The following is an 18,270-nucleotide window of genomic DNA, read 5'->3' as shown; positions in this document are numbered from 1 at the left end:
TATTGTCCTGGTCACTGAATTAGATCGCTTAGGCAGAAACAACCAGGATTTAACTAAGATCATGAACACCATTCAAAATAAGGGGGCTACCCTAGATGTGTTAAATTTGCCGTCCATGACAGGGATTGCTGACCCAAATTTACGTCAACTGATGACCAACTTGATTATTGAACTCTATAAGTATCAGGCCGAAAGTGAACGTAAGCGAATTATTGAGCGCCAGCAGCAAGGGATTGCCTTAGCTAAGCAGCAGGGTAAATATCATGGACGCAAACCCCAATACACCCAAGACGATCCCCGCTTGCAACATGCTTTTAAACTTTATCAAGCAGGCATGAGTGACGTGGACGTTGCTAGGAATACTGGGATTAAACGGACAACCTTTATCAGATATCGCAAAAAGTTTAATATAAAAAGATGAGACTTATATGTCAGTGACGTGTACCCCCAAAGTTGATTTCCAACTTTGGGGGTACACACCAAAATTAAAAACCGTTTTTTATAAGCAGCAAAACTATTTTGAGAAAATGATGGGAATCATGTTAGAGTGGTATCATTTATTAATCGGAATGCAAAAAAATGTGCTTCTTACCATAGTTTTTTAGGAATAGCGGTTTTACTAATTGATGACTTAATTCGAAGTAAGGAGAATGTAAGAACGGTTGATTGAGATAGTAAATATCATTGTACGGTACTTAGGAGCTTGGTGTTTGTCCTTATTCATCATGTGAACTACACTAATGCCGACCATCGCTACGATGATCACGCTCCCCAAAATCAGCCACCGCCGTCGTTTAAAAAGTGATTGCTGCGCACGTGAACTTTGTTGACGTTTTTCCTTGTTTGCCACGTCTTTTCCTCCCAATTAGCACAAAAATATTTTTTTGAATGTATCATACCAGCGTCACCAAGTGCAAGGTTCAATTCTTACAGTAGACCAGCTTTGCAGAAGTAATTTTGCAAGATTTATTTTGTTAATCAAAATAAAATTAAGAGATTTTGCCCAATTAGAAATTTCTTCAAGAATGCCATCAAATCAGTATTTATAACTCACTTATAATATTTAACCGCGCTATTACAATAACACGATCTTCAAAAAATAGTTTGACAATCAAAATGAATTCATTATAATTTGACTATAGAATATTTTGATATTCGAAATACTTTTGCAAGGCAGGTGACGTAATTGGCAATAATGGACACCCAAGAAATCATGGACCTAATCCCGAATCGTTACCCGATTTGTTACATTGATTATGTCGATGAACTGACTCCTGGCGAAGAGATTGTAGCGACAAAGAACGTGACCATCAACGAGTCCTTCTTTCGGGGCCACTTCCCCGGCAATCCAGTGATGCCTGGTGTACTGATTATTGAAACACTGGCCCAAGCAGCATCAATCTTAATTCTTAAATCGCCAGAATTCTTCAAAAAGACGGCTTACCTAGGCGCCATCCACAATGGAAGGTTCCGACAAATGGTCCGCCCTGGAGACGTTCTTAAGCTACACATCAAGATGGTTAAGAAACGCCGACAGATGGGAATTGTCGATGCGGTAGCAACGGTAGCGGGCAACCGCGTTTGCAGCGCAGAATTAGTTTTTATCGTTGCTAACCGTGACGCTAAGCTATGATGAATGATTTCGGCTATAATGTATTTTGAAAGCGAAAATATTTGATACAGCAAAAAAGCTAAAGGAGAAATACATTATGGCGGATGAATATCAAAGAATTAACCATGCCCTAATCAAGATTTATAACGGTATTTTATGGATCGAAGAGAAAAAGCTTCGGGAGAGTACCTTCAGCGATCTGACCATCAAGGAGATGCACGCAATTGACGCAATCTCCATGTATGACCACCAGACTGCCAGTCAGGTCGCAAAAAAAATGCACCTGTCCCCTGGCACGATGACTGCAACTGCTAACCGGTTGATTGCTAAGGGTTACGCTGAACGTTTCCGCGACCAGGAAGACCGGCGGATAATTCGTTTGAGTCTCACTCACAAGGGCCGGGTCCTTTACCGGGCTCACCGTGCCTTTCATAACATGATGGTCAAGCGTTTCCTGAAGGGAATGAATGATGATGAGCAGCGGACAATCCGCAAGGCTCTCCGCAACCTGGAAGATTTCTTGGAAGAAAATTCTTAAAATTTAAGGAAGAAACACATGAATAATTGGCAAATCGTTACAACGGCAAGCTATGTACCGCAAATGACAGTATCCAACGACCGGTTAAGTACCATAATGGATACTTCCGACGAGTGGATTCGAACACGGACCGGAATTAGACGACGCCATATCAGTCAAGGGGAAAATACAGCGGACCTCGCCACTCAGGTTGGCCAACGGCTATTAGCCAAGGCTCACTGGGCGCCAACCAGTCTTGACCTGATCATTATTGCGACCATGTCACCAGATTCCTATACCCCATCGACCGCGGCAATTGTTCAAGGATTCTTAGGCGCAACTGCTGCCCGAGCGTTCGATGTTTCAGCTGCCTGTTCTGGTTTCGTCTACGCTCTCGATATTGCCAGTCGCTTCATCGGTTCGGAATATCATCGTGTCATGGTGATCGGCAGTGAGGTGCTCTCAAAGATCACCAACTGGCAGGACCGGACCACCGCAGTGCTTTTTGGTGATGGGGCAGGAGGTGTCTTAATCGAGACTGATCCAGAACCCCACCTGTTGGGTCAACACCTCGCTACGTTTGGGGACCGCGGTAACCAGCTTGTTGCTGGGCAGACCCGGGTTAACCACCAGTTTCCCCCTACCATTACCGACGTGAGTCCCTTTCAGATGAATGGACGAGCCGTATATCGGTTTGCAACCCATGCGGTCCCAATATCAATTCAGACGGCCTTACAGAATGCTGGATTGACCGCTGATCAAGTGGATCGTTTCATCCTTCATCAGGCCAATATACGCATCATCCAACAGGTTGCCCGGCGTCTGGTTCAACCGATGACTAAGTTTCCCACCAACATTGATCAATACGGCAACACCTCAGCCGCTAGCGAACCAATTCTTCTAGACGAGTGTGTCCGACAAGGACTAATTCGTCGCGGTGACTTGGTAGTCCTTAGTGGCTTTGGTGGTGGCCTGACCGTTGGAACAATGATTATTAAATACTAAATTACATTAATAAATATAAGAGAGGTTTTTATTGTGACTAAAGAAGAAATTTTTGAAACTGTTCAATCAATTGCTGCTGATGAATTGGACACTGACGCAGACAAAATTAGCATGGACACCAGCATTCAAAACGACCTGAACGCGGACAGTCTGGACGTTTTCGAAATCATGAACGAACTGGAAGACAAGTTTGATATCGAACTAGATGACGACAACGCCAAGGCGGAAACAATCAGCGACGTAGTGGACCTGGTTGCCAAGCAACTGGCCGCAAAGGATAACTAATGAAAATCGGGATTCTTTTTAGCGGCCAGGGTGCCCATAAACCGGGGATGGGGCTTGATCTGCTGGTCGATCCCCTCTTTGCCCAGACGGTCGCTGAAGCAAGTGCCGCCACTGGTTTAGACATCACCACGATCCTTCGTAGTGAACATGGCGAACTCGACCAGACAGCAAACGTACAGCCAGCCCTGGTAACCGTCAGCTACGGTCTTTACCGAATGCTGCGCCGGGACCTGCCGAAGCTGCCAGTTGCTGGAATGGTTGGCCTTTCGCTCGGTGAATATGCCGCCCTGTTAGCTGATAAGGCAGTCTCGGCCGCAGACGGTTTTAAGCTGCTGGCTGACCGTGGCCGTTACATGCAGACCGACGCTGATGCCCAAGCTAGTGGGTTAGCCGCTCTGGTTGACCCCCAGGAAAAGGTGGTTAACCAGGTGTTGGCCACATCAGCAGTACAGGTTGCCAATTACAACTCCCCCCACCAACTAGTAATCGGGGGGCCTGTTGCTGAACTAAAAACGGCTGTTTCGCAGCTCAAGACGGCCAAGGCAGCAAAGAAAATCGTTATTCTGCGAGTTAGTGGGGCTTTTCATACCCCACTATTTAATAATGCACGGCAAAAGATGCATGATCGTCTAGCAACGGTCACTTTTGCCACACCACAGGTTCCTGTCATCAGTAATACGACGGTTTACCCATTCACCGCTGATAACCTTTCCGAAATTTTGGAACGACAGTTAGCCGTCCCGACCCACTTTGGAGAGGATCTGCAATACTTGATCGACCACGAAAAGATCGATCAGACGCTCGAAATTGGTCCGGGGAAGGCCCTTTCGCACTTTGCTCGGCAGGTTGATCGCAATCTTCAGCGGGCAAATATTGCTACCATGACGGATTACGAAAATTACGTTAAGGAGCATCAGGAATGGATTTAAAAGATAAAGTCGTGCTCGTTACCGGGAGCACACGCGGCATCGGAGCAGCCACAGCCCTAGCCTTTGCAAAAGCAGGTAGTCGGGTCATTCTGCATGGTCGACACCCCCTTGGCGAAGACATCAAGGACCGGCTGACAGCAGTCAATGCCAGGTACGCCTTTCTTACGGCTGACCTGGCAAACCCGACAGCCCTCAAGCAGTTTGCCAAGGACGCCTGGGACCAATACGGCCAAATCGATGTCGTAGTTAACAATGCCGGAATTAATAATGATAAGTTGCTGGTCAGCATGAATCAAGCCGACTTTGATTCCGTAATCAACGTCAACCTTCGGAGTCCTTTCTTGCTAACTCAGGCCCTGCTTAAAAAGATGTACAAACAACAGCACGGTTGCTTCATCAACCTCGCCAGCGTAGTCGGGCTTCATGGTAATATCGGCCAAGCTAATTACGCCGCTAGCAAAGCGGGGATCATCGGCCTGACAAAGACCACCGCGCGGGAAGGGGCGCTTCGCGGAATCCGGTGCAACGCTATCGCTCCGGGAATGATTCAAAGCGACATGACCGCAGCACTCTCATCCCGCGCTCAGCAACAGATTCTCAACCAAATTCCCGCCAACCGTTTCGGTACCGTTAATGAGGTCGCTCAAACCGCCGTTTTCCTGGCACAGAACGATTACATTACGGGTCAGACAATTGTAGTTGATGGCGGAATGACCATTTAGAGGTGAAAAAATGAATCGGGTAGTAATTACTGGAATGGGCGTAATCGCCCCCAATGGGAATGGCCTCGACGCTTTTGTTGCCAACACATTAGCAGGTAAGGTCGGAATTAAGAAAATTAGTAAATTTGATGCCCATGACACCGGAATTACGGTGGCTGGGGAGATCGACGATTTCGATCCGCGGGCCATGGTTGGTAAAAAAGCCGCTCGCCGGATGGACCTTTATTCCCAGTACGCCGTTCAAACTGCGGCTGAAGCTGTCGAGATGGCTGGCATCAACGCCGACAACACCAATCCCGAAGAAATGGGGGTCATTTATGGCTCAGGGATTGGTGGTTTAACCACCATTCAGGAACAAGTTATCAAGATGCATGACAAGGGTCCCCGGCGGGTATCACCGCTCTTCGTCCCGATGGCCATCTCAAACATGGCTGCCGGTAACATTGCCATCCGCTTTGATGCTCAGAACATCTGCAGTTCCGTTACCACCGCTTGTGCGACTGGAACGAATGCCATTGGCGAAGCCTACCGGCAAATTCAAGATGGCCGGGCTACAGTGATGATCGCTGGCGGAGCCGAGGCATCAGTCAACAAAATTGGGATTTCTGGCTTTGCAGCTCTCAGTGCCCTCTCCACGAGCACTGATCCCCAAGCTGCCTCCCTGCCTTTCGACCGCGACCGGAACGGTTTTGTACTCGGCGAAGGTGCTGGAACCCTAGTCCTTGAAAGCCTAGAACACGCCCAACATCGCGGCGCCCGTATTCTCGGTGAAGTGGTCGGCTACGGCACAACTGGGGACGCATATCACATTACTGCACCAGATCCTGAAGGAAAAGGTGCTGCCCGGGCCATGCAACAGGCCATTGCTGAGGCTGGTATCCAGCCCCAGGCAGTTGACTACATTAACGCGCACGGGACAGCCACCCACGCCAACGACAGCGGTGAGTCCCTGGCTATCAACAAGGTTTTTGGACCAGATAACCAGGTCCTGGTCAGTTCCACCAAGGGGATGACCGGTCACCTGCTCGGTGCGGCAGGAGCCATTGAAGCTGTGATTACCGTTGCCGCCTTAAAGCGGGGACAACTGCCCCAAAACGTGGGCTGTTTCCACCAGGATCCCGAATGCAATATTAATTTGGTTAGTGAGGATAATCAGGCGGCCCCAGAGGCCCAGTATGCCCTAAGCAATTCCTTCGGCTTCGGTGGTCATAACGCCGTCCTCGCTTTTCGGAAATGGGGGTAACAATTAATTGCAATTTGATGAACTGCAAAAATTAATACATGAGTTTGAGCAATCCTCGGCCCGTGAATTAAAGATTGACGATCATGATTTTCATTTATATCTAAGCAAAAATCAGCAATCAATCCAGCAGCCAACTGCCGACGCCGCGACAGTCAACAATCAAACTGGATCGACGACTTCCGCAACGGCTGACACAGCTTCTGACAACCGTCATCAGATCAAGGCCCCCCTCGTCGGAACGGTCTATCTCCAGGCTAAGCCTAAGCAGCCACCGTACGTCACGGTCGGCCAGCATATCCATAAGGGAGATATCGTCTGCGTAGTTGAAGCAATGAAAATGATGACCGAGATTAAGAGCGATGTCGACGGGGTCGTCACATCAATCGACGTTGATAACGGCGAACTGGTTGAATGTGACCAGTCTCTTTTCACAATAACGGAGGCAAAGTAGTATGACAAAAGTTAATTGGGTGTCTGAAAAGATCCAACAAGTTATCCCACACCGCTACCCGATGCTATTGATTGACCGGGTCGAAGAAGTGGTCCCGGGGGAGATGGCCATTGCCAAGCGTAACGTAACTGTTCACGAAGAAGTCTTCAACGGTCACTTCCCGCACAATCCAGTCCTACCAGGCGCACTGATCGTCGAATCACTGGCCCAGACTGGCGCGGTGGCTTTGCTATCTGCCCCACAATTTAAAGGAAAGACCGCTTACTTCGGCGGGATCCAGTCTGCCAAATTTCGCCGAGTTGTTCGGCCTGGCGACACGATGAAGCTGTCGGTTCATTTGACCAAGATTCGTCACAACATTGGAATTGGCAAGGCCGAGGCCACCGTTGATGGTGAACGGGCTTGTTCGGCCGAATTAACATTCTTTATTGGTTAGGATGTGAGACGCATATGTTCACAAAAGTCTTAGTTGCTAATCGTGGTGAAATCGCCGTTCGTATTATCCGTTCACTGCATGAACTTGGAATCAAGTCGGTTGCCATCTACTCCACGGTTGATCGCGAAAGTCTCCACGTCCAGCTTGCGGACGAGGCCGTCTGTGTTGGCGGTCCCCGTCCCCAGGATTCTTATCTCAACATGCAGAATATCCTGGCGGCCGCGGTTGGTACGGGGGCCCAAGCAATCCATCCCGGCTTTGGCTTTCTTTCGGAAAATAGTCAATTTGCCGAAATGTGCCAGGAGTGTGGCATCACCTTCATCGGTCCTCAAGCCCAAACGATCGACCTGATGGGTAATAAGGAACATGCTCGTCAACAGATGAAAAAGATCGGTGTTCCAGTCATCCCAGGTAGTGATATCTATATTAATAATGTGAACGAGGCCATCGAGGTTGCCGATCGAATTGGTTATCCAGTTCTAATCAAGGCAGCTGCCGGTGGCGGTGGCAAGGGAATCCGCCGAGTTACGGATGCTCAGGAAATGAAGGCGGTCTTTCACGAAGCACAGAGTGAGGCCCGCCTTTCTTTCGATAACGACCAAATGTATATCGAAAAGATCATGGAAAATGTTAAGCACATCGAGATGCAGATTTTCCGGGACCGGTTTGGCCACAGTGTCTATTTCCCTGAACGGGACTGCTCGCTCCAGATTAACAAGCAAAAGGTCCTGGAAGAGAGCCCCTGCAAGCTAATCACTCCCACAGAGCGGAAAGAGCTGGGGCAGATCGCGCTCCGGGCAGTCAATGGGATTGACTATCTCAATACTGGGACTCTCGAATTTCTGATGGATCAGGACCATCATTTCTACTTCATGGAGATGAATACCCGGATTCAAGTTGAGCACACAGTCACCGAGATGGTCACTGGTATCGATATCGTCAAGGCTCAAGTCAGGGTAGCGGCTGGTGCTCCCCTCCCCTTTGACCAATCAGATATCCAATTGCAGGGCGCGGCAATCGAGTGTCGGATCAACGCTGAGGATGCGGAACACGGTTTTATTCCTTCGACCGGCCAGGTTAAGTACCTTTATCTGCCCGTCGGCAACCTTGGGATGCGGATCGATACCGCCCTTTACCAGGGCGCAACCGTCACCCCCTTCTATGATTCCATGATTGCAAAGGTCATCGCCCTCGGCCATAACCGGGAAGAAGCAATCGAAAAGATTAAGCGGTTATTGAACGAAATGGTCATTGTCGGAATCAATACCAATCAGACCTTTCAACAGGCCCTGCTCACCGATCCGACTTTTATTAGCGGCCAGTTTTCAACTGCTTATCTTGAAAAACAGTTCCTACCTCTTTGGAAAGAAAGGATAAGTCAAGATGAACCTGTACGATCAAAATAATACGCTCAGTGCCCACCACATAAAGGCCGACCAGCAGGCAGATGCTAAGGTGCCAGATGGACTTTGGCAAAAGTGCCCAAAGTGCGGAACAGCAATCATCACTAAGCACCTTGACCAGTACAACACTTGTCCTCATTGCCACTTTGGCTTTCGAATTGGTGCCCGGCAACGGCTTGCTTGGTTAGTCGACGACTTTACCGAAACTGATCAGGACCTGTTGAGCCAGGATCCGCTGAACTTCCCCGACTACCAGCAAAAGCTTGCGACCTGTCGGCAGAAAACGACATTAAATGACTCTGTACTTACCGGAACTGCCCAGATTGGCGACCAGCACTTTGGACTAGGAATTATGGATCCCTACTTCATCATGGGGTCCCTCGGAACAGTTACTGGGGAAAAGATCACCCGCCTATTTGAACGGGCTACCCAAGACCGGCTCCCTGTCATATTGTTTACGGCTTCTGGCGGTGCTCGAATGCAGGAAGGCATCTTGTCCTTAATGCAAATGGCCAAGATCAGTACGGCCATCAAGGAACATTCTACGGCAGGGCTGCTTTACATTACCGTCTTGACCGATCCCACCACCGGTGGGGTCACGGCCAGCTTTGCCATGCAAGGAGATATCATCCTGGCCGAACCTCACTCCTTAGTCGGCTTTGCGGGGCGCCGGGTGATTGAACAAATCATGCATCGGCGGATACCCAAGGACCTGCAGGATGCAGAAACGCTGCTGAAAAATGGTTTCATTGATCGGATCGTGGAACGGCAGGAAGAGAAATCAGCCCTGCAATGGTTATTAAAGTATGGAGGGTAGCAAAGTGAAAAGACAAGCTGGACAAGTTGTGGCAGCGGCCCGCGATCTGCATAAGGTTACAGGACCCGAGATTATCCACTCATTGATCAACCACTTTACGGAGCTGCATGGTGATCGCCTCGGTGAAGACGATCCCGCCATCATCGGTGGCATAGGCCTATTTCATGATCTGCCTGTGACCGTGATCACGACTGACCGGGGACAATCAGCTGCCGAGCGGATTGCCAAACATTTCGGCTGCCTCACTCCGGCAGGCTATCGCAAGTCTTTACGGCTGATCAAACAGGCGGCCAAGTTCCACCGCCCCGTCATCTGCCTCGTTAATACTCCCGGCGCCTATCCGGGACAATCAGCGGAGGAACATGGTCAGGGGGCGGCAATCGCACAAAACCTGTTGGAAATCAGTCAGGTCCCGACTCCAATCATCACGATTATTCTTGGTGAAGGAGGCAGCGGAGGAGCTCTTGCCCTGGCCTGCGGTGACCAGATTTGGATGTTGGAAAATAGTACCTATTCCATCCTCTCGCCGGAGGGCTTTGCTTCAATCCTCTGGAAGGACAGCAGTCGTGCCGATGAGGCTGCCGCAATTATGCAGCTGATTCCCGAAGACCTGCTCCGCAAGAAGGTCATTGATGGCATCATTGAAGAACCCACCGACCATGCCGCGGTGCTTAGCAACATTGACAAAATTCTCCAACAGGAAATTTCCCACCTGCAAAAATTAAGCACCACTGACTTACTACGGCAGCGACATGATCGTTATCGACAATTTTAATGGAGGTTAGTTTTAAATTGGCAGGAATTTTAACAGACAAAAAGATTATTGTAATGGGTGTGGCAAATAAACACTCCATTGCCTGGGGATGTGCCCAAGCAATGGCGGCCCAGGGAGCAACAATTATCTACACTTACCAAAACGAGCGGCTCAAGCGTAGCGTTAGCCGTCTCGTCAAGGCAACGGACAACCTGGTCGAGTGTGATGTTGCCGACGATAACAGTATCCAGGACGCATTTTCAACCATCCATCAACGGTTCGGCACCGTTGATGGAATTGTTCACGCCGTTGCTTATGCCAAGAAGGATGAGCTGGGCGGGTCTATTCTTAACGCCAGTCGTGACGGCTATGCCCTGGCTCAGGACATTTCATCATATTCACTGATCGCCGTGGCAAAGGCAGCCAGTCAGTTTAAGCTGCTGACGAATCCCGCTAGTATCGTGACCCTAACCTACTTTGGATCAGAACGGGCCATTCCAAACTATAACGTGATGGGGATTGCCAAGGCCGCCCTAGAAGCCAGTGTTCGTTACCTAGCCCGTGATCTGGGGCCGGCCGGTGTACGCGTCAATGCCATTTCGGCGGGGGCCATCAAGACCCTGGCCGTCACGGGAATTAAGGGTCATGGTGAGCTGTTGAAGATGTCAGAGGACCGGACAGCCGATGGTAATAGTGTAACCGTGGAGCAGATCGGTAACACCTGCGCATTTTTAATGAGCGACCTATCAACCGGTGTCGTCGGTGACGTCATTTATGTTGATAAGGGAGTGCACCTTATTTGATGAATATACCTAAAAGCAAGGACTTATCAACACGCGCGATAAGTCTTTTTTGTTCACGCTTTAACGGTCAGGTGATCGTGAAAGCAACTACCCCCTCAACCCAATTACTAGCCCGTCACTACGTCAAAAACCAACGGCCAAATAAATCAATCGCCTTCTTTGCTGACCAGCAGACCGCGGCCTACGGCAAGGGAGGCCGGCCTTTTTACGCCCCCAAGAACACTGGGCTCTACTTCAGTCTGGTCCTACCACCACGACTTAGCCCACAACTGGCTAACATCGGCCTTTTTACTACCGGCGTTGCCGTAGCAATCCGCCGGGCCCTCCATACCTTCTATCCGTACCATGACTTTCGGCTAAAGTGGGTCAATGACCTATACATCGAACAGCAAAAGGTTGCTGGAATCTTGAACGAACTAATTTTTTGCCCAGCACTTGATCAGTCCTGCTGCGTGCTCGGCATTGGCATTAACCTGACCACCACAACCTTTCCTACCAAGTTACAATCCGTAGCCCGGGCCATCGATCCCAACGGGTCGGTTGATCGCAACCGGCTGGCGGCCGCCCTTCTCGACCAGCTCACTTACACCATTTTTCACTATCAGGATGGACGATTATTGACGGATTACCGTGCGCATTCCCTATTGATTGGTCACTGTGTCCGGGTAGTCATGAACCACACTGTCATTCTTGGCACAGTCATAACTATTGATGACCACGCTAGGCTAGTGATCGAAGACGACCAGCACCGGTTTCACCATCTAGCAAGCGGGGATGTCACCAAGATAATTTTTTAAGCAGAAACATGGAGTAACACACAAAAGGGCCTCCAGCGTTCAAACGCTGGAGGCCCCTTCATGCTTACGGGGATTCGAAAACGAACTAGTAAACTAGTTCTGTCTCGCCTTCCCTACTGTTGCTTAAAAAGCAAGCACTTATGTATGGATGTTTTATAGTAAATATCTTTTTTAGTGTAAGGCGGTAAAGAACGTGATGAACCCGAAAAAGATCCCAGGGAAATTAGCCACAAATACAGCCCAATCCCGTTCGCTCTTAAACCAGGCATAGATTGACCAGAGGGTACAATTCAGGCCTGCAACAAACGGTTGTAGTGGTGCACAATAGGCGCCATGAAGGTTGTTGATGATCTGTGGAATATACGAAACATACATGCAGACAGCAATGACACTCGCAATTACGCTCAAAACCCGGATAAATTTAGTTTCCTTCATGAATTGTTCCCTCTCTTTCTAAATCAATTTGTTGCAGCCTTCAAGGCCAATGCAAAGTCCCCGATTGTGGCAGAACCATTGTGCTGGGCCAGTGGCATCGTAATGTATTCATCGACGTTGCCCACATCGACATAGTTGTTCAGTAATTTTTTGAATTCGCGCCGAACCTTCTTCAGAAAGTCTTCACTGACGACGCCACCACCAAAGACGATCTGATCAGGTCGGAACATCAAGGTGGTATCAAGGGCCGCTTGCTGGCTGCTGCCTCTTATGACAATTCTGCCGCTTTTGATGATAGTCATTTTCTGCTTTGCTTGGGGAATAATTACCTACACAACGTTTTAATTCTCGTGAAATAGTGCTTGGATTTCGCCCCAGCCGTAACGCAACAGCCCGGATAGATAACCCCTTAGCTCGTAAAAACATAAGCATTTCACGTTCTTTTATAGTAAGATGTTTATAGCTCATACCGGATACCTCGAATTGTTTGATTTGGTCGTTAAACATATTCGGCACTGGGTCCTGTCAAGGTAACACCTGAAAAAATAAAAAATTATGCTATAGCCTCATTGCGGAAATCTTCTGCAGTGAGGTTATTTCGTTTGCTTGAAATTTCGATTTTAGTAAAGTATTCAAAGCCTCGATCAATTTGATCCACTAATTCAGCTAAGGGTTCCGCGTGTGGTTGATGGGCTAGCCATACATACTTGAAGTCACTCCAAAAATGCTCGATTACAGCGTTATCCCTGGGTGTTCCCGGTGCAGATAAGCTATGAACGCTATTTCGACTGCTTAGATAATTATTGAATTGTTGTGATGTATAGGCCGCTCCACGATCAGTGTGAACCATTGGCGCGAACGCTCCTGCTTTCTCTTCGGCCTGTTTAAAGACAGTAACTGCTGCTTCTGCTGTTTCCGTTGGCGATACTAGGTGACTAAGCGGATAAGATCCGTACAGATCTAACACTGCATGCAGTCGAACCTTATTATTCTTACCGTATGTGAACTCTGAAGTATCGGTTACCCAAACCTTGTTCGGTTCAGTCTGCTTGAATTGGCAATTCAAAAGGTTTTCTGCCTTAATCTGCTCCTGCTCTTGTTTCCGATTATGATTCTTCTGTCGAATATCTGCTCGAATTCCGTGTTCGCGCATAATCCGACGGACACGTTTAATGTTTATCCGGAAGGAGAAATCAAAGGTGTATTCCTTGACCTCCTGGTTTTTTTGGTTCTCATTATTCAAAATTACCGTTACCTTCCGGTAGCCGGCACAGTGTTGATGACGTTCTTCAATCTGATAGATAGCCTCTAAAATAGCTTGATCATCGATCTCTCGCTGACTTAGAGGCCTCTTAAGCCACTGATAGTATGACTTTCGTGAGACATTGGCAATCTTAGTTAGCTCAGTAACTGAATTTGATCCTTCCGCAACTAATTCTTGAATCGCTTGATATCGTCCGGCTTGTTCACCCCCGATTGCGTATTTCGACTAATTTTTTTGCGAATTCAATCTGTAACCTCATTTCATAATTTTTCTGCTTTAGTTCTTTGTTCTCCGCCTCTAGACGCTCAATTTGATCCATTTCTTCAGGCGCTTTTGACGGTTTACGATGACCCCGGTTATCCCGTAGTACCTCCCAATCACCTACTTCCCGTTATTTGCGGACCCATGAATAGACCCGTTGATAGGAAACGTCAAATTGAATCTTTGCTGCCTGATAATCATTATCATGATCAATGATCCACTGGACGATCTGCTTCTTCTCTTCAAAACTAACTTTTCGACCCATTTTTCTGACTCGCTTTCTAGACGTTGTCTGTAGTTCAGCATTATTGTACTGGATCGACCACTGTTTTAGTTGAGATATACTCCGAATATCATATTTCTGAAGGACTTCTTGACCGGTAACGCCAGCTTGATAATCTTTAACCGCATTCACTTTAGTGACTAGTGAGTAACGATGATTAGAAGTGCGGTGGCGAACCCCAGCTAAGCCATGAAGAAGGAATCGTTTAATCCATCGCGTTATTGTTGCTTGATTCACCGAATTTATATTGGCATAGACCTTAAGTCCTGCTTCTGATTCCTGATAACCAGCTAGGAGCTTCAATTTGTCCATTGTTGAATAGTTCGAGATACAAAAACCCCCTTAGAATGACACTTGAAATAATAAAAGTGTCATTCTAAGGGGGATTATAGCCAACCATTAAATTTTATTTTCAAGATTGTATTTGAAAATAAAATGTTACCTTTTACCCTAGAAAGGTAACGCCAAAAGAAAAATTCCCAATGCATTTAGCAAAGGGAATTTTTTGTAATTAATTCGTGGTTTTTTTGATAATCATTTGAAAGTGAATTATCGAATTGTGGCCCCTAATACGTTTTTAAAATGATTCATCGCCCATTCAGCACCAGCTGGTGAAAACGTAGCCACGGCTGCTTGTGGAATCACAATGTGGTAATCCAGGTTGTAGGCACTGATTGCGGTGTGGAGGACACAAATATCAGTGCAAACACCAGCAATCCAGACTTCATCAATCCGCCGTTCCCGCAGGTAGTTATCCAAATTGGTGTTTTGGAAGGAGGAGTAACGGTTCTTATTGAATTTGTAGACATGGGAATCGTCATGATGTTGATCAAACCAGCTGCCGACTTGGCCGTATAGTTTCTGACCGGTCGTCCCAATAATATTATGGGCTGGATATAGTTTGGTTTCTGGATTGAATGGGTCATTAAGCCGGTGACCATCAGTGGGAAAGATCACATAATCATGCTGGCTTAAGAATTGATCGGCTAACCGCATAATTTCTGGAGCCAACGTCTGCGCTGGCTTGCCAACCGTTAGTGATCCCTTATCAGCCACAAAGTCATTTGTATAGTCAATAATTAAGAGCGCTTTAGCCATCTTAATGTTCCTCCGTAAATTGAGCTTTAGTAATTAACTGTTCTTGCAATTCAGCCAATGTAGCTGTTAAGTAAACTGGGTACCGATCGGGGTTAACTAACCGTTTTGTGGCTTCTGGTAATTCTGCCACTTGATCCATTGAGAATTGCTGAATCTTAAAGAGATCATTTTCGATTGGGGAAGCATTGGAACCCAGATATTCTTGCATCAATGGCTTAGCATTAAAGTTAGTCAGAACTTGGCTGGCGTGCGTGGCTGCCGAATTAGCATTAACCACTTTCAATGGAGCCGTGATGTGCTCATCAGCCAGGGCAATCACATCGGCGATCGCTTGATGAAGGTTATCTTGCCGGTAAATCCGGTAAACTTGCTTATTACCAGGCAGGGTGATCTTTTCTCTGCTATCACTAACCTTAATTTTTGGGATCCATTGATCATTAATCTTTTCTTCGGCGAGCTTATAAACGCCACTTAATACCGGACTGGAGGAACTGGTAATTAAACGTTCCCCAATCCCAAAGTTATCAATTGGAGCTCCTTCATCCAAAAACGACTTAACTACATGCGCATCAAGGGCATTTGAAGCTGTAATCTTTGCCTTGGGGAAGCCAGCATCATCGAGCATCTTCCGGGCTTTGATGGCTAATTGCGAAATGTCACCGGAATCGATCCTGATCCCGACTGGTTGGTGCCCTTGAGCGCTAACTTGCTTGAAGACCCGAATCGCGTTCGGCACTCCTGACTTCAAGACATCATAAGTATCAACGAGCAAGGAAACTTTGTCAGGATAAACCTTGGCCCAAGCTTGAAAGGCACTTAATTCATCAGAGAAGCTTTCGACCCAGGCATGTGCCATTGTGCCGGCCGCGGGAATATTAAATTGACTGGCTGCTTGTAAGTTCGACGTGCTGGTACAACCGCCGATCACCGCGGCTCGCGCCCCATACGTGGCGGCATCAGGGCCCTGCGCCCGCCGCGCGCCAAATTCCATAATTGGTCGGCCTTGAGCGGCATGGTTGATTTGCCAAGACTTCGTCGCAATTAATGATTGATGGTTAATGATGTTTAGAATAAAGGTTTCTAACAGCTGGGCTTCAATCAACGGTCCACTAATTGAAATAATTGGTTCCCGTGGGAAAACAGGGGTTCCTTCTGGTAAAGCCTTAATCGAGCAGTGATTTTTAATCTTGCTCAGGTAATCCAAAAACTCGGGAGTAAATTCATTCAGGGAGGTCAGGTATTCAATATTCTCCTTAGTGAAATGCCAATTTTGAACTTGTTCTACCACTTGCTGGAGACCAGCGACAATGACAAAACTACCGTTGTCGGGAACCCGGCGGTAAAAGACGTCGAAGCGAGCTTGTCGATCATGGGGTAGGGTAGCGTAGTACCCATTGGCCATGGAAAATTCATATAAGTCGGTTAATAGTTGTAGATTCATCTTAAATGCTTCCTTTTAAGTAAAAATTACTTTAATTTAGCTAAAAATAAAGGTATGGTTGACTTTTATTTACGTCTAGTATAAATACTTTGCAGCAAAATGCAAATGATGCCCTTTAGTTAAGTTGGTAGAGCTTTGGTGGCCGCCCAGAATGGTTCAAAGTGGCGGCCCCGACTTCTTTGAAGAGGTGGTTGTGAGTTTTCTTAAAGTTGGAATTATCAATCTTGTCAATTGTCGTACCTAAGAAAGCCGCAAAGACTTCGCGCGCTTGGCGCAGGGTAAAGGTATTACCTAAGATCCGAAGAATTTGGGGTTGATAGTCCAGCTTGTTTTTAATCCGATTAATGGCGGTGGTAATGATTTGAATATGATCGAAAGCCAGGTGACCGGCGGGACTTAGGATAATCTCCTGTTGGTCATGGGTGATCACATAGTTGCCCTGATCTTTATCAAGCACGAACCATTGGGCATCTGTGGCCCCATACCCTGGATGCAATTTTGGGGTTGATGGTAAATAGGTCATATAGGCGAGTGCCAGTGCCCGAGTTCCCGTAACCCGCTTGGGATCTGTAAAGGTGGCCAGTTGTTCGGTTGAATTCATCGGAACTTGCAGGCCAATTTTATCGTCAATTAGACGAATGCAGGCCGCGTCGGCACTCTCTTTACTCCGCAAGAGGGTTTCGGGGAGGGCCCAATGTCCCTTTAGAGGTTCATCTGCCCGCTTAATCAATAGTAATTGTGGTCGGTGTAATTCAGTATTAAAACTCCAAATGACGTTGGTGATGGTCACCAATGGCCGGGCAATAATTTCAATATCCAATTGACGCTCCTCCCTTCATAATTGTTAACCCAACTCTATTTTAGCATTTCTCGGCCACTATTAATTGCCCAGTTGCTTTAAATCACGTTAAGGTTAGTTGCTTTTTCAAGCGTTCATAGCGGTGTTCCTAATTGTAGGTGGTCTCGATCATTTCTAAAGGAGAGTGGCTTCGGTCACAGAATAAAATCCCAATGTGATTGAGAATGCAATATTCAATCACTCGCTCCGATAGATAACACTTTCTATTATCAAACACCAATGTACCAATATCATCAAAGGCCAGACATTTCTTTTCCTTTATCTTGATATTTGAAAATTTTAGTCCTTCTTTAGTGACACCAACAAAACATTCATTCTCCACATAAACTATATTCTTCACCCTTTACCCCTCCCGAAGTAAGGACCTGCCGATAAATCAACATCCTACTATTTCATTTGGTGTTAATTTCTTTCTCTCGAATATAACCTATACGTCAATTATAAATTATATGTCTGGTCTACTGCAACGAGCTTTCTTGGCCCCTAAATCTAAAGAGAGCGTGTATTTAAATCCAAGGATTTCGATACACGCTCTCGCTTTTTACTACGTCTCCTTCTAGCGGAGATTAGAAATGAAAACAAAAATCCACCCGGCGCGACGAAGACGGCGGGTGGAAGGGGAAGGCCGGATTGGGCCTATCCCAGGGAAAGCAAGGCCTTGTAAAGGTCGTTGACCTTCGTGGGCATGTAGTCGTTCATCATCATGATCTGGTGGGAGTCCACGACTTCATCGGTGTACAGGCTTCGCAGGCCCACCATTCCCTGGAGGGTGTTGGCCAGGATTTGATGCCGAAGATGGCGGCGACGATCCCGGCGATGATGGTCAGACCGATCACGACCCCCCCATGACGGGAA

The 18,270-nt window shown here is 47.3% G+C and carries 23 protein-coding genes and 3 pseudogenes; 15 read left to right on the top strand and 11 right to left on the bottom strand.

The window, feature by feature from the left end; translation table 11 throughout:
* Nucleotides 1-421, top strand: a 421-nt coding sequence (locus HMPREF0494_RS08905) for a recombinase family protein (RefSeq protein WP_007124622.1), incomplete at its 5' end; no start/stop codon positions are given.
* Nucleotides 422-631: 210 nt separating this feature from the next.
* Here HMPREF0494_RS08905 and HMPREF0494_RS11265 read toward each other — a convergent pair.
* Nucleotides 632-850 carry a hypothetical protein gene (locus HMPREF0494_RS11265; RefSeq protein ID WP_003715892.1) on the bottom strand — a complete coding sequence of 73 codons (219 nt, stop codon included), beginning with the start codon at nucleotides 848-850 and terminating at the stop codon, nucleotides 632-634.
* 336 nt (nucleotides 851-1,186) lie between these two features.
* On the opposite strand from HMPREF0494_RS11265, the gene fabZ (HMPREF0494_RS08895) reads away from it, so the two are divergent.
* From fabZ (HMPREF0494_RS08895) to HMPREF0494_RS08830, 14 genes are all read left to right on the top strand, one after another.
* Entirely contained in the window at nucleotides 1,187-1,633 is a 447-nt protein-coding gene (gene fabZ / locus HMPREF0494_RS08895) for a 3-hydroxyacyl-ACP dehydratase FabZ (RefSeq protein WP_003715868.1), read from the top strand.
* Nucleotides 1,634-1,709: 76 nt separating this feature from the next.
* On the top strand, nucleotides 1,710-2,150 hold the full coding sequence (locus tag HMPREF0494_RS08890; RefSeq protein ID WP_040459014.1) for a MarR family winged helix-turn-helix transcriptional regulator: 441 nt from the start codon (nucleotides 1,710-1,712) through the stop codon (nucleotides 2,148-2,150).
* Between the two features lie 18 nt (nucleotides 2,151-2,168).
* Nucleotides 2,169-3,134 carry a beta-ketoacyl-ACP synthase III gene (locus tag HMPREF0494_RS08885; protein ID WP_003715867.1) on the top strand — a complete coding sequence of 322 codons (966 nt, stop codon included), beginning with the start codon at nucleotides 2,169-2,171 and terminating at the stop codon, nucleotides 3,132-3,134.
* 33 nt (nucleotides 3,135-3,167) lie between these two features.
* Complete coding sequence (locus HMPREF0494_RS08880; protein ID WP_003714208.1) at nucleotides 3,168-3,419, top strand: acyl carrier protein; 252 nt, start codon at nucleotides 3,168-3,170, stop codon at nucleotides 3,417-3,419.
* A complete protein-coding gene (locus tag HMPREF0494_RS08875) occupies nucleotides 3,419-4,348 on the top strand; it encodes an ACP S-malonyltransferase (protein WP_003715856.1) in 930 nt (309 codons plus the stop codon). The genes HMPREF0494_RS08880 and HMPREF0494_RS08875 overlap by 1 nt, the downstream gene beginning before the upstream one ends.
* On the top strand, nucleotides 4,339-5,070 hold the full coding sequence (locus tag HMPREF0494_RS08870; protein WP_003715883.1) for a 3-oxoacyl-ACP reductase family protein: 732 nt from the start codon (nucleotides 4,339-4,341) through the stop codon (nucleotides 5,068-5,070). Before HMPREF0494_RS08875 ends, HMPREF0494_RS08870 begins: the two co-directional genes overlap by 10 nt.
* Nucleotides 5,071-5,080: 10 nt before the next feature.
* On the top strand, nucleotides 5,081-6,313 hold the full coding sequence (gene fabF, locus HMPREF0494_RS08865) for a beta-ketoacyl-ACP synthase II (RefSeq protein ID WP_007124617.1): 1,233 nt from the start codon (nucleotides 5,081-5,083) through the stop codon (nucleotides 6,311-6,313).
* Between the two features lie 7 nt (nucleotides 6,314-6,320).
* Nucleotides 6,321-6,764, top strand: coding sequence for an acetyl-CoA carboxylase biotin carboxyl carrier protein (accB, locus tag HMPREF0494_RS08860; RefSeq protein ID WP_007124616.1), 444 nt, complete (start codon nucleotides 6,321-6,323; stop codon nucleotides 6,762-6,764).
* A gap of 1 nt (nucleotide 6,765) precedes the next feature.
* The gene (fabZ, locus tag HMPREF0494_RS08855; RefSeq protein WP_007124615.1) at nucleotides 6,766-7,200 is read left to right on the top strand and encodes a 3-hydroxyacyl-ACP dehydratase FabZ; all 435 of its coding nucleotides are present in this window, start codon (nucleotides 6,766-6,768) and stop codon (nucleotides 7,198-7,200) included.
* 14 nt (nucleotides 7,201-7,214) lie between these two features.
* Nucleotides 7,215-8,606 (top strand): acetyl-CoA carboxylase biotin carboxylase subunit, encoded by a 1,392-nt coding sequence (gene accC, locus HMPREF0494_RS08850; RefSeq protein WP_007124614.1) that lies wholly within the window; start codon nucleotides 7,215-7,217, stop codon nucleotides 8,604-8,606.
* A complete protein-coding gene (accD, locus tag HMPREF0494_RS08845) occupies nucleotides 8,584-9,420 on the top strand; it encodes an acetyl-CoA carboxylase, carboxyltransferase subunit beta (protein ID WP_003715878.1) in 837 nt (278 codons plus the stop codon). The genes accC and accD overlap by 23 nt, the downstream gene beginning before the upstream one ends.
* Entirely contained in the window at nucleotides 9,410-10,195 is a 786-nt protein-coding gene (gene accA / locus HMPREF0494_RS08840; RefSeq protein ID WP_007124613.1) for an acetyl-CoA carboxylase carboxyltransferase subunit alpha, read from the top strand. Before accD ends, accA begins: the two co-directional genes overlap by 11 nt.
* 17 nt (nucleotides 10,196-10,212) lie before the next feature.
* Nucleotides 10,213-10,977, top strand: a complete 765-nt coding sequence (gene fabI / locus HMPREF0494_RS08835) for an enoyl-ACP reductase FabI (protein ID WP_148466455.1) — start codon at nucleotides 10,213-10,215, stop codon at nucleotides 10,975-10,977.
* Nucleotides 10,978-11,054: 77 nt separating this feature from the next.
* Nucleotides 11,055-11,774, top strand: a complete 720-nt coding sequence (locus HMPREF0494_RS08830) for a biotin--[acetyl-CoA-carboxylase] ligase (protein ID WP_244858944.1) — start codon at nucleotides 11,055-11,057, stop codon at nucleotides 11,772-11,774.
* 171 nt (nucleotides 11,775-11,945) lie between these two features.
* Here HMPREF0494_RS08830 and HMPREF0494_RS08825 read toward each other — a convergent pair whose 3' ends face one another.
* From HMPREF0494_RS08825 to HMPREF0494_RS11425, 10 genes and pseudogenes are all read right to left on the bottom strand, one after another.
* On the bottom strand, nucleotides 11,946-12,209 hold the full coding sequence (locus HMPREF0494_RS08825) for a SemiSWEET family transporter (protein WP_007124610.1): 264 nt from the start codon (nucleotides 12,207-12,209) through the stop codon (nucleotides 11,946-11,948).
* 23 nt (nucleotides 12,210-12,232) lie between these two features.
* Nucleotides 12,233-12,463, bottom strand: a pseudogene (locus tag HMPREF0494_RS08820) (ROK family protein); the annotation flags it as partial.
* A pseudogene (locus HMPREF0494_RS11070) lies at nucleotides 12,453-12,677 on the bottom strand (helix-turn-helix domain-containing protein); the annotation flags it as partial. The pseudogenes HMPREF0494_RS11070 and HMPREF0494_RS08820, both read right to left, overlap by 11 nt.
* An 85-nt stretch (nucleotides 12,678-12,762) precedes the next feature.
* Nucleotides 12,763-13,653, bottom strand: coding sequence for an IS3 family transposase (locus HMPREF0494_RS08815; RefSeq protein ID WP_040459012.1), 891 nt, complete (start codon nucleotides 13,651-13,653; stop codon nucleotides 12,763-12,765).
* A pseudogene (locus HMPREF0494_RS08810) lies at nucleotides 13,641-14,239 on the bottom strand (transposase). Before HMPREF0494_RS08810 ends, HMPREF0494_RS08815 begins: the two are co-directional and overlap by 13 nt.
* A 327-nt stretch (nucleotides 14,240-14,566) precedes the next feature.
* Nucleotides 14,567-15,115 carry a cysteine hydrolase family protein gene (locus tag HMPREF0494_RS08805; protein ID WP_003712348.1) on the bottom strand — a complete coding sequence of 183 codons (549 nt, stop codon included), beginning with the start codon at nucleotides 15,113-15,115 and terminating at the stop codon, nucleotides 14,567-14,569.
* A gap of 1 nt (nucleotide 15,116) precedes the next feature.
* Complete coding sequence (locus HMPREF0494_RS08800; protein WP_007124606.1) at nucleotides 15,117-16,556, bottom strand: nicotinate phosphoribosyltransferase; 1,440 nt, start codon at nucleotides 16,554-16,556, stop codon at nucleotides 15,117-15,119.
* A gap of 115 nt (nucleotides 16,557-16,671) precedes the next feature.
* A complete protein-coding gene (locus HMPREF0494_RS08795) occupies nucleotides 16,672-17,376 on the bottom strand; it encodes an NUDIX hydrolase (protein WP_007124605.1) in 705 nt (234 codons plus the stop codon).
* Nucleotides 17,377-17,503: 127 nt separating this feature from the next.
* Nucleotides 17,504-17,755, bottom strand: coding sequence for a CRISPR-associated endonuclease Cas1 (locus HMPREF0494_RS08790; RefSeq protein WP_007124604.1), 252 nt, complete (start codon nucleotides 17,753-17,755; stop codon nucleotides 17,504-17,506).
* Nucleotides 17,756-18,051: 296 nt separating this feature from the next.
* Nucleotides 18,052-18,270: hypothetical protein (locus HMPREF0494_RS11425; RefSeq protein ID WP_204365261.1), on the bottom strand; the 219-nt coding region annotated here is incomplete at its 5' end.

Source organism: Limosilactobacillus antri DSM 16041 (assembly GCF_000160835.1).
GTDB lineage: Bacteria > Bacillota > Bacilli > Lactobacillales > Lactobacillaceae > Limosilactobacillus > Limosilactobacillus antri.
Note: the sequence above shows the minus strand (reverse complement) of the source record. Positions and strands in the feature narration are given on the sequence as shown.

What these genes read in the sequence shown, in the direction of transcription:
- accD (WP_003715878.1), top strand. Translation starts at nt 8,584, where the DNA reads ATGAACCTGTACGATCAAAATAATACGCTCAGTGCCCACCACATAAAG.
- HMPREF0494_RS08885 (WP_003715867.1), top strand. Translation starts at nt 2,169, where the DNA reads ATGAATAATTGGCAAATCGTTACAACGGCAAGCTATGTACCGCAAATG.
- accA (WP_007124613.1), top strand. Translation starts at nt 9,410, where the DNA reads ATGGAGGGTAGCAAAGTGAAAAGACAAGCTGGACAAGTTGTGGCAGCG.
- HMPREF0494_RS08800 (WP_007124606.1), bottom strand. Translation starts at nt 16,556, where the DNA reads ATGAATCTACAACTATTAACCGACTTATATGAATTTTCCATGGCCAAT.
- HMPREF0494_RS08890 (WP_040459014.1), top strand. Translation starts at nt 1,710, where the DNA reads ATGGCGGATGAATATCAAAGAATTAACCATGCCCTAATCAAGATTTAT.
- accC (WP_007124614.1), top strand. Translation starts at nt 7,215, where the DNA reads ATGTTCACAAAAGTCTTAGTTGCTAATCGTGGTGAAATCGCCGTTCGT.
- HMPREF0494_RS08870 (WP_003715883.1), top strand. Translation starts at nt 4,339, where the DNA reads ATGGATTTAAAAGATAAAGTCGTGCTCGTTACCGGGAGCACACGCGGC.
- HMPREF0494_RS08805 (WP_003712348.1), bottom strand. Translation starts at nt 15,115, where the DNA reads ATGGCTAAAGCGCTCTTAATTATTGACTATACAAATGACTTTGTGGCT.
- HMPREF0494_RS08875 (WP_003715856.1), top strand. Translation starts at nt 3,419, where the DNA reads ATGAAAATCGGGATTCTTTTTAGCGGCCAGGGTGCCCATAAACCGGGG.
- fabZ (WP_007124615.1), top strand. Translation starts at nt 6,766, where the DNA reads ATGACAAAAGTTAATTGGGTGTCTGAAAAGATCCAACAAGTTATCCCA.
- fabF (WP_007124617.1), top strand. Translation starts at nt 5,081, where the DNA reads ATGAATCGGGTAGTAATTACTGGAATGGGCGTAATCGCCCCCAATGGG.
- HMPREF0494_RS08825 (WP_007124610.1), bottom strand. Translation starts at nt 12,209, where the DNA reads ATGAAGGAAACTAAATTTATCCGGGTTTTGAGCGTAATTGCGAGTGTC.